This is a genomic window from Natrinema amylolyticum (genome assembly GCF_020515625.1).
GTDB classification, from domain to species: domain Archaea; phylum Halobacteriota; class Halobacteria; order Halobacteriales; family Natrialbaceae; genus Natrinema; species Natrinema amylolyticum.
Genome location: NZ_JAIWPJ010000002.1, coordinates 231436 through 245780, shown reverse-complemented (window position 1 = coordinate 245780; position 14345 = coordinate 231436). Strand labels below are relative to the sequence as shown.

The following is a 14345-nucleotide window of genomic DNA, read 5'->3' as shown; positions in this document are numbered from 1 at the left end:
CCATCACACGGTCGCACAGGGCCGTGAGACGCGTCTATCCATCCTCAGCGATCCGTTACCGCGCAAAGCAGCGATTTCCGTGACGAAACGGGAGAAGCGTGCGGACGGCCGAGGCCGTTTCCGTGACGGCGGCCCGGCGTACGGTCGTCACTACCGGTCGATCGCCGACGCAGTCGCTCGAGAACGGCGTCGAAAGCCGGTTCCGTTCCGTTACTCGAGTCGGAGCTCTCTCGTCTCGACGGCGTCGCAGGTGGGACAGACGAACTGGTAACGGACTCGCCCCCCCGAGGTGGTAACGCGCCAGCCGCCGTCGGTGTCGACGTAGCCACAGGCCGGACAGCGCAGCTCCGACTCGTCGAACTTCTCGCGGAGACGCTCGAAGGGCGATCGGTACACTGACATGTGTTACCGTACAACGCGGTACCATATAACACTAGCCCGGCCCGTGCCGGTCCGACCGTCGACCGATCACAACGGTTCTTAGGGAGCCATCCGTAGGGGACGTATGGACGATGTCGACACGGAGCGTGGCGGCTCCGTCGGCGACGCCACGGCGGCGGCCCGTGCCCTCGAGCACGTGGTCGATCCGGTCGTGGCGGTCGCCGACGGGACGATCACGTACGCGAACGAGGCCGCCCGCGACGCGTTCGAACTCGGCGACGCCGACCGCGAGGCGACGACCGCACTCGGCGCGCAGTGGGATCGGCTCGCGGCGGCGATCGACGAGACGACCGTCGGGACCGCCCGGCGGGTCGACCTCGAGGGCGACCGAGAGAGTGCGCGTCTCCACCGCGGGGCGAGCGGTGCGACGATTACGTTCGACCGCGGTGACGCGGGGGCCGACGCCAGCGCCGATAGCGTGACCGACTCGCGATCGGACGCGAGCGATCGGCTGGTGAAAGACCGCGCGCTCGAGGAAGCCCCCGTTGGGATCACCATCTCCGATCCGGACCGCGAGGACAACCCGCTCGTGTACGTCAACGAAGCCTACGAGGCGATGACCGGCTACACGTACGACGAGGTCGTCGGCCGGAACTGTCGGTTCCTCCAGGGCGAGGACTCCGACGAGGCGGCGATCGCCGAGATGGCGGCGGCGATCGACGAGGACCGTCCCGTCACCGTCGAACTGAAGAACTACCGCAAGGATGGCACCGAGTTCTGGAACGAGGTGACCATCGCCCCCGTCCGCGACGAGGACGGCCGCGTGACCAACTACGTCGGCTTCCAGAACGACGTTACCGCGCGCAAGGAGGCCGAAATCGCCCTCGAGCGCCGGACCGAGGAACTCGAGTACATCCTCGATCGCGTCGAGGGACTGATTCAGGATGTCACGGCCGTCGTCGCTGGCTCGACCGACCGCTCGGAACTCGAGAGCGAGGTCTGTGAACGGATCGCCGCCGAGGACGCCTACGACGGGGTCTGGATCGGCGAGCGAAATCCCGCGACCGGGACGATCGACGTCCGCTCGAGCGCCGGCGACGGGCCGGACGACGAGACCGTCGCAACCGACGCGGATCACCCCGCCGCCGAGGCGCTCGCGACGACCGAACCCGCCGTCGACACCGTCGACGGACGGACCCGCGCCGCGTTCCCGCTGTCGTACAACGGGATCGAATACGGCGTGGTGACGATACGGACGGATCGAACGATCGACGACCGCGAAACGGTAATCCTCTCCGCGCTCGCCCGCGCGGTCGCCAGCGGCGTCAACGCCCGCGAGACCAGCCGCGTGCTCGCGACCGACGCCGTCGTCGCCGTCGAACTCGAGGTGACCGATCGCACTCTCGCACCGGTCGCCCTCTCGGCGGAGGCGGACTGCCGACTCGAGTACCGCCGGTCGGTCCACCGGACTGACGACGAGACGGCGTCGCTGTTTACCGTCACCGGCGCGAGCGCCGACGAGATCGCCGCCGTCGCCGACGATCTGGCCGACGTGGACTGTCGAATCATCGTCGAGCGCGACGAAGAGTGTCTCGTGGAATTGACGGGCGGACACGACCTCGTCGGCTGGCTCTCCGAACGCGGCGCCCGAACGAAGGCGATCGAAGCCGAGACCGGCCGCGCACGCATTACGTTGGAAATCCCGCGCTCGGCGAACGTTCGCTCGGTCGTCGAGGCGATCGAGGACCGCTACGAGGGAACCGACGTCGTCTCCTTCCGGCAGCGCGAGCGCGACGGCGAAACTCGTCAGGAGTTCGCCGCCCGCCTCGAGGAGGCGCTGACCGACCGCCAGTTCGGCGCGTTACAGCGGGCCTATCTCGGCGGTTACTTCGAGTGGCCCCGGCCGACGACCGGCGAGGAACTCGCCCAATCGATGGGCGTCTCGCGGCCGACCTTCCACGAACACCTTCGGACGGCCGAGGCGAAACTGTGTCGGGCCTTCTTCGGGGACGCGTAGCGGTCCCGTCGCAGTGACTGTCACGGCTCGAGACCTGTAGCCGCGGCTTAGCACCGAGAACGGTAACGGACGGTCGCCGAGATTTATGTGGGTCGTCGTGGGAGCCGTTGGTATGTTCGCGTTCGCAACTCCGCTGCAGATGGGCAGCGGTGGCTTCCTGTACTGGGCGATCATCTTCTTCGTCCTCGCGATCGTCGCCGCCGCCGTCGGCGCCCGCGGCGTCGCCGGGATCTCGATGGAGATCGCACGGATCTTCGTCCTGATCTTCATCATCCTCGCGGTGGTCGCGCTACTGTTATAGCCGCCGCGACGCCGGACACCGCCGAGACTGGTCCGCACGTCGTCCGGCCGGACTCTCTCGTCGATTGCCCGCGCAGACGTGAGTATTGACGGTTACGTTTCCGCAGTACTTGCCAGCGCGGCCGGCCGTTCGTCTCGAGTCGCTGTCGATTCCGTCGAGCGATGAATACTGTGTTTTCGCTCTCGATCACGTAACCAGTATCGGTTATATGTGGCTGAGAACGACTAACACTTTGGAGGACGTATACAAGAGCGAACGGTTACCATGACAGAACTCGGCGGATTTCAAGACAGGGTCGCCCGCATCGATCTCTCGGACGGGGAGGTCGCGTACGAGTCGATCGACGACGAGGACGCAGAGAAGTATATCGGCGCGCGGGGGCTCGGGGTAAAGTACGTCTTCGAACAAGGACCGGAGGTCGATCCGCTCGGACCCGACAACCTGCTCGCGTTCATGAACGGGCCGCTGTCGGGCACGCAGGTCACGATGAGCGGCCGGATCGCCGTCTGTACGAAGTCGCCGCTGACCGGCACCGTCACCGACAGCCACCACGGCGGCTGGTCGGGCGCTCGGCTCAAGTGGGCCGGCTTCGACGGGCTGTGCTTCGAGGGCGAGGCCGACGAACCCGTGTACGCCTACGTCGAAGACGGGGGGGTCGAACTGCGAGACGCCTCCCACCTCTGGGGCGAGGGTGTTCACGAGACGCGAGATCAGCTCGAGGAAGAGCTCGAGGGGTCCTACGGCAAGAACCTCTCGCTGATGGCGATCGGGCCGGCCGGCGAGAACGGCGTCAAGTACGCCTGCATCATGAACGAGGACGACCGTGCCTCGGGACGGGGCGGCACGGGCTGTGTGATGGGGTCGAAGAACCTCAAGGCGGTCGTCGTCAAGTCGACTACGAAGATGCCCAAGCCGGCTGATCCGGAGACCTTCAAGGAAGGCCACCAGCAGGCGATGCAGGCCATCACGGAGTCGGAGGTCACCGCACCTAACGAGGGCGGACTCTCGATGTACGGGACGAACGTCCTCATGAACATCGGCGAGGAGATGGACGGACTCCCGACGAAGAACGGGAAGTACACCTCGACGGAGAGCATGCGCGACGCGGAGGGCGTCGACATCGACGCCGAGCGCGTCTCCGGCGAGAACGTCCGCGAGAACATCCTCGTCGACGAGCCGACCTGTCACTCCTGCCCGGTCGCCTGCAAGAAGGAAGTCGAAGTCGACGTGATGCACAAGGGCGAGGAGCTGAACGTCCGCACCGAGTCCTACGAGTACGAGTCGGCGTACGCGCTCGGCCCCAATTCGGGCCACACTGACCGCGACGAAATCGCGGTCATGCTCGAGCGCTGTAACGACATGGGCGTCGACACCATCGACGTGGGCAACATGATGGCGATGGCCATGGAGATGACCGAAGAGGGCAAACTCGAGGGCGTCGGCGAGTTAGAGTGGGGAGACTCCGAGACGATGATCGACATGATCGAGCGGATCGCCCGCCGCGAGGACGACCTCGCCGATCTGCTGGCCGAGGGGCCCCGCCGGGTCGCCGACCGCAGAGACGCCCACGAGAACTCGCTGGCCGTCAAGGGCCAGACGATCGCGGCCTACGACCCGCGCTGTATGAAGGGGATGGGCATCGGCTACGCCACCTCGAACCGCGGGGCCTGTCACCTGCGCGGCTACACGCCCGCCGCCGAGATCCTGGGCATTCCGGAGAAGGTCGACCCCTACGAGTACGAGGGGAAAGGCGAACTCACCGCCCAGTTCCAGGACCTCCACGCCATCAGCGACTCCTTCGATATCTGCAAGTTCAACGCCTTCGCCGAGGGCATCGAGGAGTACGTCCTGCAGTACAACGGTATGACCGGCCGCGACGTTACCGAGGACGAACTCCTCGAGGCCGGCGAGCGAGTCTACAATCTCGAGCGCTACTACAACAACCTGAACGGCTTCGACGGCAGCGACGACTCGCTGCCCGAGCGCTTCCTCGAGGACGGCATCCCGGGTCAGGGCGCTTCGGAGGGCGAGTACTGCGAACTCGAGGAGATGAAAGAAGAGTACTACGACCACCGCGGCTGGGTCGACGGCGTCGTCCCCGACGAGAAACTCGATGAACTCGGGATCGACCTCGGTCCGGGCACGGGCGTCAGTGCCGACGACGGCGGTGCGGCCGCACCGAGCGACGACTAGTCGCGGTCTCGACCCGTTCGGGTTCGGCGTCGTTTTTTCACAGGGCGTGACGACTGGAAGTCGATCTCATGTCGAGGCGGTCGCCCGTCCAATACGAGTGAACAGTTCGAACAAGCAATACGTATTAGAAATTGTCAGTAGATATCTGTGAGTATCTATTCGGCGCTGTTCGCCCCTCGAGCGGCCGGGACAGAGAGATGACCTATTTCGATACATTATTATAATCTTACTCGTACGTGGTTGTATGAGTCTACTGAATCAATGGAAGGAGGTAAACGGCTACATGATCAAGGATCCGGGAACGTTCTTCTCGGCGTACGACGAGACCCACGGGATCGGCTATCCGATCGCGTTCATGCTGCTCTCGTATCTCGCCGTGATGCTGCCGGTCGCGGTACTCTCTGCGGCACTTAACATCACGTCACCGAGCAACGCAGCGATCGGTCTGGGACTCTTTCTGGGACTCGGCGTCGTATATTGGATCCTGGGGCTCATCGAGGCGTTACTCGCTCACGGGATCGCGTATCTCTTCGGCGCACGCGGGGTGTCGAAAACGCTCGAAGCGTACGCGTTCCCGACCGTCGTTCGGTACTGCCTGTGGTGGATCCCGCTCGTCAACCTCGCGGTCGGACTGTACGGTCTCTACCTGCAGATCAAGGGACTATCGTCGTTTCACGACATCTCGACTGGAAAGGCCGCGATCGCCGCGATCCTCGCTCCGATCGTGTTCCTGATTCCCGTTACCGTCGCCCTCGCTGCCGTGATTGCCGCGTTCGTCCTCGATATGGGATCACAGCCGCAACCGGAGCCGGCCATGCTCCTGTTCGAACTCGTCGCATAGCCCAATCACGATCGTCGCTCGAGTTATCGCGCGAATACGACCGCTGACGTCCGGATGATTACTCGAGACGAACCGATCGGGACATCACCGTCTCGTCCACGCTGCTACGATCCGAACAGTGCCGGCGGCTACCCGCAGAGATGCGCAGAGAATCAGTCGTCCGCAACGGCGTAGGACGAACCGGCGTCGGGTTCGGCGTCGGGTTTGGTCAACTCGATTTCGACGCTGCCGTCGGCGATCGAGACGAGCACGTCGTCGAAGCTCGTGGAGTACTCGGTCGCGTGCTTGCCGGAGGTGTTGATCCGGACCTGCTCGTCGACCAGATCGGCCTCGGTCAGCATCTCGACTTTCCGGTAGGCCGTCGACATCGGAATGTCGCACTCTTCGGAGACTTCCGTCGCGGTCAGGGACTCCTCGGTCGTCGCCTCGAGGATGGCTCGACAGGCGTCGTCGTCCAGCGCGGCGAGGATCGCCTGCGGGTCGGTCGACTCGTCGCTCTGCCAGCCTCGTTTCCGGGATTCAGGGTTCGTAGCGGGCATCTGTTACACTTCGTAGTACAGACCCTGACCCCTCCAAATGAGTCCCAATAAATACAGGGTGCTTTATATGGGGTCGCTGAATCGTCGCCATGAGGCTGTCTCGCACGGGTTCTCGAGCGGGCGATCAAGGAGACGCCCCTCACTGGACACACGCCGCGGCGGCCGTCTCACCGATCGGTTGCCGTGACCGACGCGGTCACAGGTCGCGGACACAGGGTTTAGGGGGACTGACTTCCCAGCAGTGAGTAATGGCTTCGGGGATTCGCGCGGAAGTGAAGATCGATGACCCGCCCGACTGCGTCGTCGCGCAGGCCTCGGCCGAGACGAGCGGGCGGGTCCACTCCGTCTCGCGGAGCACCAACCCGTCCGCGCCCGAGCGCGTGACAGAGGAGTTCATGCTGGAGGCCGACAGCTATCCCGACGCGTTCGATGTCGACGCGGACCTGTCGCCGATCTTCTCCTACGGCTCGAGTTCGGTCTACCGGTTCGAGCGCGAACTCGGCCGCGGCTGTCCCTGCGAGTGTATCGAGGAACACGACTGCCCGGTGGTCGACGTCCGCACGCAGGGGGCGGCGCTGTACCTGACCTTTCACGCGCCGGATATGCACGCGCTCCAGGCCATCATCGGCGATCTGCGCGAGCGGTACGCGACCCTCGACGTCCAGCGGCTGCTCCAGTCCCAGCAGGACCACGACGAACGAAACCTCGTCTTCGTCGATCGGAGCACGCTGACCGACCGCCAGACTGAGGTCCTCGAGACGGCCCACCGGATGGGCTACTTCGAACACCCGAAGCGGGCCAACGCCAGCGAGGTCGCCGACGAGCTCGGGATCACCGGCACGACGTTCACCGAACACCTCGCGGCGGCCCAGACGAAGCTGCTCGATGCGATTCTGGATCACGAGTAGCCGTCGTCTCGAATCCCGTTCGACTCGAGGCGGTCGAACGCGATCGGACCGAACGGAAGCCACGACTCGAACCCTATGAACGTAACGGGACCTACAGGGGACCGGCACCGAACCGCAACCCTATATATACTGGGCGCACAGCTATACGGTAGACAACCGAAGTTTCGCGCGACTCACCCCCTGACATGAGTAGATACGAGTTCACGTGCCCGGAGTGCGGGCAGGAAATCGAGGTCAACGAATCGATGCGTGAGGCCACGATATCGCATGGCTGTCCGGTCTGCGGGGCGTCGGTCACGTCGTCGGCGTTCGTCGGCAAACAGGAGACGAACTGACCTCGCTCCCCTCGCGATCGATCCCGTCCGCGTCTCGGTCTCCGCGTCTCACTCCTCGCGGTCGACTTCCGTCCGCCGCCCGTTGAGCGTCGCCGGGGTGAGTCGGTAGAGTTCGATGTTCAGCGCGTCCTTTCCTTCGGCCCAGATCTCGAACAGCGGCCGCTTCGCGTCACCGTACTGGGCGATTTCGTCCGGCGTCAGTTCCGACGGCGCGATGCTCTCGAGGTCTCCCGTGGCGATGACGCTCCGGTAGGTCGAGTCGACTTCGTCGTACACGACGAGGCGCGCTTCGGGTTCGGACTCGAGGAACTGGCGCTTTTCGCTCTCCGGCGTCGATACCATCCGCATGTAGAACGCTCGATCGCCGTCGTCGTAGCCGTACGAGATCGGAATCGCGTAGGGTTCGTCCGTGCGCGCGAGCGACAACACCCCCGTCTCGTGACGACTGAGGAAGTCGTCGATCTCCGCGTCGGTCATCTCGGTTTCCTGGTCGATAGCCATCGTCTCAGTGGTTTGCCAAAGGTGAAACACGATCTTTATAGTTGCCATCGACCGCGAGGAGCGTCGCGAGCGCGGCGTCGGTCGCGTCACGGTGGTCGTCGTCCGCGAACGGTCGGTTCGGCTACTCGAGGCCGTCTCCGTCGTCACCGGCGGATTCGTTTCCGCCGGTCCCGACGACCACCGGTTCCCGAATCTCGAGCGCCGTCTCGAACTCGTCTTCGCGATCCGTTCGCCGGCCGATCCGCAACAACTGCTCCTCGTGTGCGCGGCGGACGGCCGACAGCTCGCGGTCGCTCAGCCTGATCTCGTCGCCGAGGGCCTCCCAGTGGCCCCAGTCGACGAGGAAGATCTCGCGGTCGTCGGCCGCGTAGAGCCGCTCGTACTCCCGACGATACCGCTCGAGTTTCGGTCCGAGCGCTACCTGCGCGCGCTCGACCAGGTCGGGCAGCCGGGTCGGTGGGACGCTCGCCTTGGCCGCCGTGAGCACGAGCACCTGCCCCTCGATCGGCTGACCCGCCATCTAGCCACCCGCGCGCATCGCCTTCTGGGCGAACTTCTCGACGAGCGGCTCGAGGGTCTCCTCGTCGCCCTCGAAGACGATCGTCACCTCGGTCAGTTTCAGTGAGGGACCGATATCGACCGTTTCTGCGGAGAACGTCGCCGTCCAGTCGTCGCCCGCGACGGTGTCATCGTCGACCCGTTCGCCGCCCAGATTCGTCAGGTAGCGGACGACGAGCCGTTCGGAAATGCCGCGAAAGGAGCGCTCGAGACGAGTTCCCATACCGCACGTTCGGCGGCCGAACGGATAAATTCGTGTTCGTCGGCACCGAGTGTGACTGACGCTACACGATCGCGCGGAACAGGACCACGGCCCCGATGCCACCACACAGCGACAGCAGGATGTTCTCCGTTCGCCACATGATCAGCAAGACGACGCCCGCAGCGCCCCACTCCGGCGGCCCACCGGCCGCCAGCTCCGGCCCGAGAATTGCGATCACGATCGCTCCCGGCAGGACCGAGAGCCCCGCCTCGAGGCGCTCACTCACCTCGATCCGGCGCAGGAGCCAGAAGCCGCCGATCTTCGTGACGGCCGTCACGAGCGCCATCGCGAGGACGGTCCCGACCACCAACGGGTCGAGCGCGAGGGCGCCCTCACTGATCATGGCGGATCACCTCCACGGTGGCCGCTACGACGCCGCCCAACAGGATGTACCACTGGCCGGGGACCAGTTCCGCCGCGACGACGGCGGTCGCGAGCGCGACGAGCCACGGGACGAGCGTCGAGCGCCCCTCCCAGAGTTCGGCCGCGAGCGCGACGAAGACCGCCGCGAGGACGAAGTCGATGCCGTACCGAGTCGGATCGCCGATCACGCCGCCCGCGGCCGCTCCGACGATCGTCGACGCGACCCAGAAGACCCACATCGCGATGCCGGTCCCGAGCAGGAACGCCCCCCGACCGCTGCCGGATCGGAGGTCGCGCATCGTCAGCGCCCAGTTCTCGTCGGCCATCAGGAGGAGGCTCCCGTAGCCTCGCAGCGCCGAGAGCCGCTTGAGCCAGGGTCCGAGCGCCGCGCCCATCAGCGAGTAGCGGAGGTTGATCGCGAGCGTCGCGAGGAGAATCGTCGCGACCGGCAGCGGTTCCGCCCAGAGCTCTACGGCGACGATCTGGGCGGCACCGGCGAGGACGGTTGCGCTCATCAGCGCCGCCTCGGCGACGCTCAGCCCGGCCCGGCGAGCGAGCATGCCGAAGGCGATTCCGTAGCCGCCGACGCCGAGCGCGACCGGGAGACAGGTGAGAAAGCCGGCCCGGATCCCCGAGCGGTCGAACGTGACCGTCTCGCTCCCGTCGCTCGCGGCGTCTGGAGTATCGGCGACAGACGGTCCCGCAGTAGGCTCGCCAGGTGGACAGGGGCGTCCGGCCAATTAGCGAGCGGCAGTTCCCGTCACGGATTTCTGGAGTCGAACGAAGCGTAAAGCGTTCTCGAAAACGTCCGCAGACACTGCGGTGGGACACCGCTTTCCGGTCCGGACAGCGGGCGATCACAGGCCGTACCAGAGCAGCCCCAGTGCGACGATTCCCAGCGCGGCTCCGTACAACGGTCCGCTGACGACGGCCAGCGCGACCGCGAACAGTCCGAAGACGATGCCTAAGAACAGACAGAACTGCTGGGTCATCGTGCGGTGTTCGTTCCGGTGGAGGAGCCAGTCGAACCCCAACTCGGCCACCAGTTCCGCGACTGCGTCGAGCATACGCGATACTCTTACGGAATTGATAAAAATACGGGGGTGATCCCCGTCGCCGCCGAAGCGGATCTCCGCCGGCCGTTACCCGCCGGCGACCGGCGGAAACACCGACACCACGTCGCCCTCCTCGAGCGACGTGTCGACGCCCTCCATGTGCACCACGTTGCGGCCGTTCTTCAGCACGCTCAGTTGCGGTCGGATCGCTCCGTCCTCGAGCAACTGCCCCTCGAGGCCGTCGTACTCGCTCTCGAGGGCGGTAAGGACGTCGCCAACGGTCGCGTCGTCGTCGACAGCGCGCGTTCGCTCCTTCTCGCCGACGGCTTCCCGAAAGGTAGCGAAGAACCGGAGATCGATTTCCATACGCCACAATCGTGTTCGGACGACATAAGTCCGGGCGATACCCGCGACTCACGGTCGAGCGACCAGCGGCCGTGATCGGGTCCGACTCACGCCGCCGACGTCGTCGGCGACGACGTGTACGAGACGGAGTCGACATCGGCGTCAGCGAGCGCCTCGTCGATCGCGCTCGCGCCGACCTCGGCCGCGTCCTCGGCGTCGGCGGCCTCGACGGTCACCGTCACCGCGAACTCGAGCGCGATCGTGTACGGATCGAACGGGCCGGTCGGATGTTCGTAGACGTCTGCGTCCCCGACTTCCCAGTCGGTTATCGTCTCCTCGGCGGCGAGCGTCTCGAAGGTGTCCGCGAGCGTCGTCGTCGCCTCGTCACGGGCGGTCGTGTCCGAGCCGCCGTGGAGCGTGACGAGCGTCGTCCCAGTTCGGGACACAGCGAATTCCATATCTCCTCTAGTCTGGCACGGAAGTTCAACGCTTGGGATGGCTGTGCACCGCTCGAGACATTTATCGTCTCGAGCGGCCGCCGTCCGGCCACCGACTCGCTCACTCGATCCAGAACGGAACGCCGTGTGTCGACAGCAGCGACCGCATCCGCTCGACGCCGCCGCGGACGTCCCATCCCGCCTGCGTGTAGTGCTTGTAGGGGTGGCGAAGCCACGAGTGCTCGCGGTGTGCGAACACCTCGACGGCACCCTCGTCCGTCCGGAACAGCGTGACGTGGAGTTGCCACGTCGCCAGCGGCGACTCGCGCCGAACCCAACTGCCCGCCGAGAGCCGCCCGTCGTCGTGGACCTTCAGCGACGCGATCGGCTCCGACTCGAAGGCCAAGTCCGCGAGCATCGCTCGAACGGCATCCAGACCGCGCTTGATGGTTCCGACGTACTCCGCCGGGTGTTGCCGACAGATCGCGTAGCCACCGAACGGTTCCTTGAGCCGATGGAGCGCCGGGAGGACGCGACGGCGCACGCGCGTCGTCAGGTCGACCGCGCCGGTCTCGTCCGAAGCCGTCCCGTCGGTCGTCGTTGCCACACCTCTATCTCTCGAGTGCGACCACAAAACTGTTTCTCTACTATACATTTCACAGTATCGCTCATAGTTTCGATCCTCGACCGCTGTCGGCTCTATTCCGCCCGGTAGGACTACGGAGAACTAAATCGAAATCTGATAGGCGATCGGTACTCGGTGAGCGGCCGGCGGCCCTACAGGTCCTGCAATCGAATCCCGTCCTCGACCAGCCGCGCGTTCCGCTCGCGATCGAGGTGCTCGCCGAGTTCGTCGTGCTCGTGGAGCTGTGCGATCACGTCGGCGTACAGGGTCCGCCACGCGATGGCGTAGATCGGCGACTGTCCCCACGCTCGCAACTCGGGAACGAACGCGTCGTAGGTCTCGTAGCGCTCCTCGAACCGGTCGATCGCCTCGAGCACCTGTCCGGCGGCCTCGCGCTCGTCGTCGGCCTCTTCGAGGATCCGATTGAACTGCTCCTCCCAGCCCGCGACCGCCTTCTGCATGTCCGCCGCCACGGTCTCATCGTCGGCCGGCAGTCGATCGAGTATCGGTTCCGGAACGCCGAGGGAAATGTCCTCCATACGGTCCGGTACGGGATAGTCTGCCAAGAAAATGTTCCCGATTCGATCGACGCTCCGACGGGGACGGGACGCGGTAGTCGTTTCAGCTGTCCGAGAGCGGACGAGACAGTCACTGGCGTGCGGTCGCGCACGCCGTGGCGCGGTATACGTCTCGGACTAGGGCCACGTCGCCAGCATGATCTCGTCGACGAACTCGCCGTCGAGACGGTACTGTTCCTCGTGTTCGCCCTCTCGCTGCCAGCCGTTGTCCTCGAGGAATTCGATCGCGGCCTCGTTGGTCGCGGGCACGTTCTGGTAGCACTTCCGGTAGCCCGCGTCGGTCGCCCACTCGAGGCCGTACTCGAGCAGTTCGGAACCGATGCCCTGCCGCCGGACGTCGGTATCGACGCCGACGGTCACCTCTGCGGTGTGGCGCAGCGCCGGGAGTTCGGGCGCGTCGAAGTGGAGCCAGCCGACGACGTCGCCGTCGGAATCGACGTCGGCGTCCGACGCCGACGAATCGGCCGCCGGATCGCTCTCGGCCGCGTCCTCGTCCGCCGGCCGCTCCCCGCGGACCGCGACGAAGAAGACCCGCGAGCGCTCCTCGTTAGCTCGAACGAGCGCCGACTCGCGCTCGAGTTCCGTCGCGACGGTCTCGGCGACGACGTACGCGCCGTCGTCGGCGACCGTTCGCATCGTCTCGACGACGCCGTCCCGGTCCTCCTCGCGGGCCGGTCGGATGGTGACGACGCAGTCCTCGCAGTCGATATCGGTCGTCGTCGCCGAGAGCGCGAGCCGATACTTGCCGTCGACTTCGGTCAGATAGCCCGCCGCCTGCAGCGCCTCGAGACACGATTGGAGTTCGTCCGGATCCGGCGCGACGGTTTCGGTGTAGGTCCCCGACCGGGCGGGCTTCGAGTGCGCGCGGCCGTCGTCGATCTCGATCGATCGGGCCAATTCAGCCGGCGTGACGGCACCGTTACGCTCGACGTACTCGTAGACGCGGCGCTGGACGTCGTCCTCGAACGAGCCCGTCGGATACATGCTCATACGACTCCGCCACCGACTGCCGGCATTAGTATGCGATCCGTATCGATCGCTACTCGCGACCCGCCGCGACGAAGCGGTCGATTGCGCTCGATCACGAATCGTTTCGGGCCGCGCTCGCACCCGCCGCCTCCGGCCAATCTCCGATTAGTTCGGACCGCCGGTGCGATCGGCGCGGTGCTCGAGTTCGGCCGGAATTGATATATCGATATATGATTTATGGAGGAAGAGGGAGATTCTGATAGACGAGGGCTCGGCGCTCGAGCGCCGAATCGACTGGGAGACCGAATTACGGGGTCACAGCGCACGGTCGGTTGTTTCGACGCGCTCTCTGCCGAACGACCGCTCGGTATCGTCTCCGGCGAGACTCTCCCGCGGTACTCATCGACGGTCAATAGAGACTGACCGAGTTCGTTCCGAGGCCACTGCGTGATCGGTCGACGCCGAGCGGGCCCGGGGAGCGATCGCGAGTGCCACACGACTCGATATTCGCTGCGTTCGATCGCGACCGTGGGTCAGACTCGATGATCGGACGGGTCAGTTCAACCAAATCGATCGGGAGCGACCGAATCGGTCCGAGGGCACGGTTTCCTCGCGATGACTCTCGTCGCTCGCTCATCACTCCGTTCCGGAGCTCCCGTCTGCGGCCCTGTCACGAGCTGAGCCCGGCTCGGATACCCGGAGCGTCGGCAGTAGATCATCGTTTCCCCGCCGCAAACCCCCGGAGTGGGACGCCGGATTCCCGGTCCACGCTCGGGACCCAGCTGACGCGATCCCGATTTGCGCAGCGCTCACCGAAGCGCGTCGATGGGCGGCGAATCCGCGCCGATTCAGGACCATCACCGCTGACTCGGGCGACCGCGAGCGATCGAGCGGTCGCGCGGAGTGCCACCGCGGACGATCCCAGGTCCGGACGAGTCGGACGGCGATCGGTGGTGCACCGGGACCGCCAGCGGAGTGCGGCGGACGGCAATCGTCCGGCCGCCGGAGTGTGGCGGACGGCGACCGACCGGCCGGCGGAGCGCGGTCGATCCGGACCCGTCGGTCGTCGAACGGGTCGATACGGACTCGAGTCGACGACGGCGGAGCCGAGCGAGACCGATGCGGGGTACCGGTTCG

At 65.6% G+C, this 14345-nt stretch carries 19 protein-coding genes; 6 read left to right on the top strand and 13 right to left on the bottom strand.

The genetic code is table 11. The features are described from left to right. Positions 1-210: 210 nt before the first annotated feature. On the bottom strand, positions 211-402 hold the full coding sequence (locus tag LDH66_RS11430; RefSeq protein ID WP_226481206.1) for an HVO_0649 family zinc finger protein: 192 nt from the start codon (positions 400-402) through the stop codon (positions 211-213). Positions 403-505: 103 nt separating this feature from the next. Between LDH66_RS11430 and LDH66_RS11425 the strand changes: the two genes are divergently transcribed. The 4 genes from LDH66_RS11425 to LDH66_RS11410 all read left to right on the top strand — a co-directional run bounded on the left by LDH66_RS11425 (position 506) and on the right by LDH66_RS11410 (position 5733). Further along, positions 506-2398: a bacterio-opsin activator domain-containing protein gene (locus tag LDH66_RS11425; protein ID WP_226481205.1), complete on the top strand. Its 1893-nt coding sequence runs from the start codon at positions 506-508 to the stop codon at positions 2396-2398. Between the two features lie 112 nt (positions 2399-2510). Further along, complete coding sequence (locus LDH66_RS11420) at positions 2511-2699, top strand: DUF1328 family protein (RefSeq protein ID WP_226481204.1); 189 nt, start codon at positions 2511-2513, stop codon at positions 2697-2699. 264 nt (positions 2700-2963) lie between these two features. After that, complete coding sequence (locus LDH66_RS11415) at positions 2964-4892, top strand: aldehyde ferredoxin oxidoreductase family protein (protein WP_226481203.1); 1929 nt, start codon at positions 2964-2966, stop codon at positions 4890-4892. A gap of 244 nt (positions 4893-5136) precedes the next feature. After that, a complete protein-coding gene (locus LDH66_RS11410) occupies positions 5137-5733 on the top strand; it encodes a YIP1 family protein (RefSeq protein ID WP_226481202.1) in 597 nt (198 codons plus the stop codon). A 152-nt stretch (positions 5734-5885) separates the two neighbouring features. Here the strand turns inward: LDH66_RS11410 and LDH66_RS11405 are convergent, their stop codons facing one another. Beyond that, positions 5886-6272, bottom strand: a complete 387-nt coding sequence (locus LDH66_RS11405; protein ID WP_226481201.1) for a winged helix-turn-helix domain-containing protein — start codon at positions 6270-6272, stop codon at positions 5886-5888. A 248-nt stretch (positions 6273-6520) separates the two neighbouring features. On the opposite strand from LDH66_RS11405, the gene LDH66_RS11400 reads away from it, so the two are divergent. Both LDH66_RS11400 and LDH66_RS11395 read left to right on the top strand, forming a co-directional pair. Further along, entirely contained in the window at positions 6521-7180 is a 660-nt protein-coding gene (locus LDH66_RS11400) for a helix-turn-helix domain-containing protein (RefSeq protein WP_226481200.1), read from the top strand. A 185-nt stretch (positions 7181-7365) separates the two neighbouring features. Further along, a complete protein-coding gene (locus tag LDH66_RS11395) occupies positions 7366-7515 on the top strand; it encodes a DUF7560 family zinc ribbon protein (RefSeq protein ID WP_226481199.1) in 150 nt (49 codons plus the stop codon). A 48-nt stretch (positions 7516-7563) separates the two neighbouring features. On the opposite strand, the gene LDH66_RS11390 is transcribed toward LDH66_RS11395, so the two are convergent. From LDH66_RS11390 to LDH66_RS11340, 11 genes are all read right to left on the bottom strand, one after another. Continuing rightward, on the bottom strand, positions 7564-8016 hold the full coding sequence (locus tag LDH66_RS11390; protein ID WP_226481198.1) for a pyridoxamine 5'-phosphate oxidase family protein: 453 nt from the start codon (positions 8014-8016) through the stop codon (positions 7564-7566). A gap of 121 nt (positions 8017-8137) precedes the next feature. After that, positions 8138-8536: a DUF8048 family protein gene (locus LDH66_RS11385; protein ID WP_226481197.1), complete on the bottom strand. Its 399-nt coding sequence runs from the start codon at positions 8534-8536 to the stop codon at positions 8138-8140. Further along, on the bottom strand, positions 8537-8797 hold the full coding sequence (locus LDH66_RS11380) for a MoaD-like domain-containing protein (protein ID WP_226481196.1): 261 nt from the start codon (positions 8795-8797) through the stop codon (positions 8537-8539). Between the two features lie 61 nt (positions 8798-8858). Further along, entirely contained in the window at positions 8859-9179 is a 321-nt protein-coding gene (locus LDH66_RS11375) for an AzlD family protein (RefSeq protein WP_226481195.1), read from the bottom strand. Further along, positions 9169-9939 (bottom strand): AzlC family ABC transporter permease, encoded by a 771-nt coding sequence (locus LDH66_RS11370; protein WP_226481194.1) that lies wholly within the window; start codon positions 9937-9939, stop codon positions 9169-9171. Before LDH66_RS11370 ends, LDH66_RS11375 begins: the two co-directional genes overlap by 11 nt. 117 nt (positions 9940-10056) lie before the next feature. Next, positions 10057-10266 (bottom strand): hypothetical protein, encoded by a 210-nt coding sequence (locus LDH66_RS11365; RefSeq protein WP_226481193.1) that lies wholly within the window; start codon positions 10264-10266, stop codon positions 10057-10059. A gap of 75 nt (positions 10267-10341) precedes the next feature. Continuing rightward, positions 10342-10620, bottom strand: a complete 279-nt coding sequence (locus tag LDH66_RS11360) for a ubiquitin-like small modifier protein 1 (protein ID WP_226481192.1) — start codon at positions 10618-10620, stop codon at positions 10342-10344. 86 nt (positions 10621-10706) lie between these two features. After that, the gene (locus LDH66_RS11355; RefSeq protein ID WP_226481191.1) at positions 10707-11057 is read right to left on the bottom strand and encodes a hypothetical protein; all 351 of its coding nucleotides are present in this window, start codon (positions 11055-11057) and stop codon (positions 10707-10709) included. A 100-nt stretch (positions 11058-11157) separates the two neighbouring features. Continuing rightward, positions 11158-11643, bottom strand: a complete 486-nt coding sequence (locus tag LDH66_RS11350; RefSeq protein ID WP_226481190.1) for a hypothetical protein — start codon at positions 11641-11643, stop codon at positions 11158-11160. Between the two features lie 170 nt (positions 11644-11813). Then, positions 11814-12200, bottom strand: coding sequence for a DUF7971 family protein (locus LDH66_RS11345; protein WP_226481189.1), 387 nt, complete (start codon positions 12198-12200; stop codon positions 11814-11816). A gap of 156 nt (positions 12201-12356) precedes the next feature. Continuing rightward, on the bottom strand, positions 12357-13229 hold the full coding sequence (locus LDH66_RS11340) for a GNAT family N-acetyltransferase (RefSeq protein ID WP_226481188.1): 873 nt from the start codon (positions 13227-13229) through the stop codon (positions 12357-12359). Between the last annotated feature and the right edge of the window lie 1116 nt (positions 13230-14345).

Coding starts and splice junctions, on each gene's coding strand:
- LDH66_RS11400 (WP_226481200.1), top strand. CDS start 6,521: ATGGCTTCGGGGATTCGCGCGGAAGTGAAGATCGATGACCCGCCCGAC.
- LDH66_RS11375 (WP_226481195.1), bottom strand. CDS start 9,179: ATGATCAGTGAGGGCGCCCTCGCGCTCGACCCGTTGGTGGTCGGGACC.
- LDH66_RS11385 (WP_226481197.1), bottom strand. CDS start 8,536: ATGGCGGGTCAGCCGATCGAGGGGCAGGTGCTCGTGCTCACGGCGGCC.
- LDH66_RS11410 (WP_226481202.1), top strand. CDS start 5,137: ATGAGTCTACTGAATCAATGGAAGGAGGTAAACGGCTACATGATCAAG.
- LDH66_RS11430 (WP_226481206.1), bottom strand. CDS start 402: ATGTCAGTGTACCGATCGCCCTTCGAGCGTCTCCGCGAGAAGTTCGAC.
- LDH66_RS11360 (WP_226481192.1), bottom strand. CDS start 10,620: ATGGAAATCGATCTCCGGTTCTTCGCTACCTTTCGGGAAGCCGTCGGC.
- LDH66_RS11345 (WP_226481189.1), bottom strand. CDS start 12,200: ATGGAGGACATTTCCCTCGGCGTTCCGGAACCGATACTCGATCGACTG.
- LDH66_RS11390 (WP_226481198.1), bottom strand. CDS start 8,016: ATGGCTATCGACCAGGAAACCGAGATGACCGACGCGGAGATCGACGAC.
- LDH66_RS11395 (WP_226481199.1), top strand. CDS start 7,366: ATGAGTAGATACGAGTTCACGTGCCCGGAGTGCGGGCAGGAAATCGAG.
- LDH66_RS11405 (WP_226481201.1), bottom strand. CDS start 6,272: ATGCCCGCTACGAACCCTGAATCCCGGAAACGAGGCTGGCAGAGCGAC.
- LDH66_RS11420 (WP_226481204.1), top strand. CDS start 2,511: ATGTTCGCGTTCGCAACTCCGCTGCAGATGGGCAGCGGTGGCTTCCTG.
- LDH66_RS11415 (WP_226481203.1), top strand. CDS start 2,964: ATGACAGAACTCGGCGGATTTCAAGACAGGGTCGCCCGCATCGATCTC.
- LDH66_RS11355 (WP_226481191.1), bottom strand. CDS start 11,057: ATGGAATTCGCTGTGTCCCGAACTGGGACGACGCTCGTCACGCTCCAC.
- LDH66_RS11425 (WP_226481205.1), top strand. CDS start 506: ATGGACGATGTCGACACGGAGCGTGGCGGCTCCGTCGGCGACGCCACG.
- LDH66_RS11380 (WP_226481196.1), bottom strand. CDS start 8,797: ATGGGAACTCGTCTCGAGCGCTCCTTTCGCGGCATTTCCGAACGGCTC.
- LDH66_RS11365 (WP_226481193.1), bottom strand. CDS start 10,266: ATGCTCGACGCAGTCGCGGAACTGGTGGCCGAGTTGGGGTTCGACTGG.
- LDH66_RS11340 (WP_226481188.1), bottom strand. CDS start 13,229: ATGAGCATGTATCCGACGGGCTCGTTCGAGGACGACGTCCAGCGCCGC.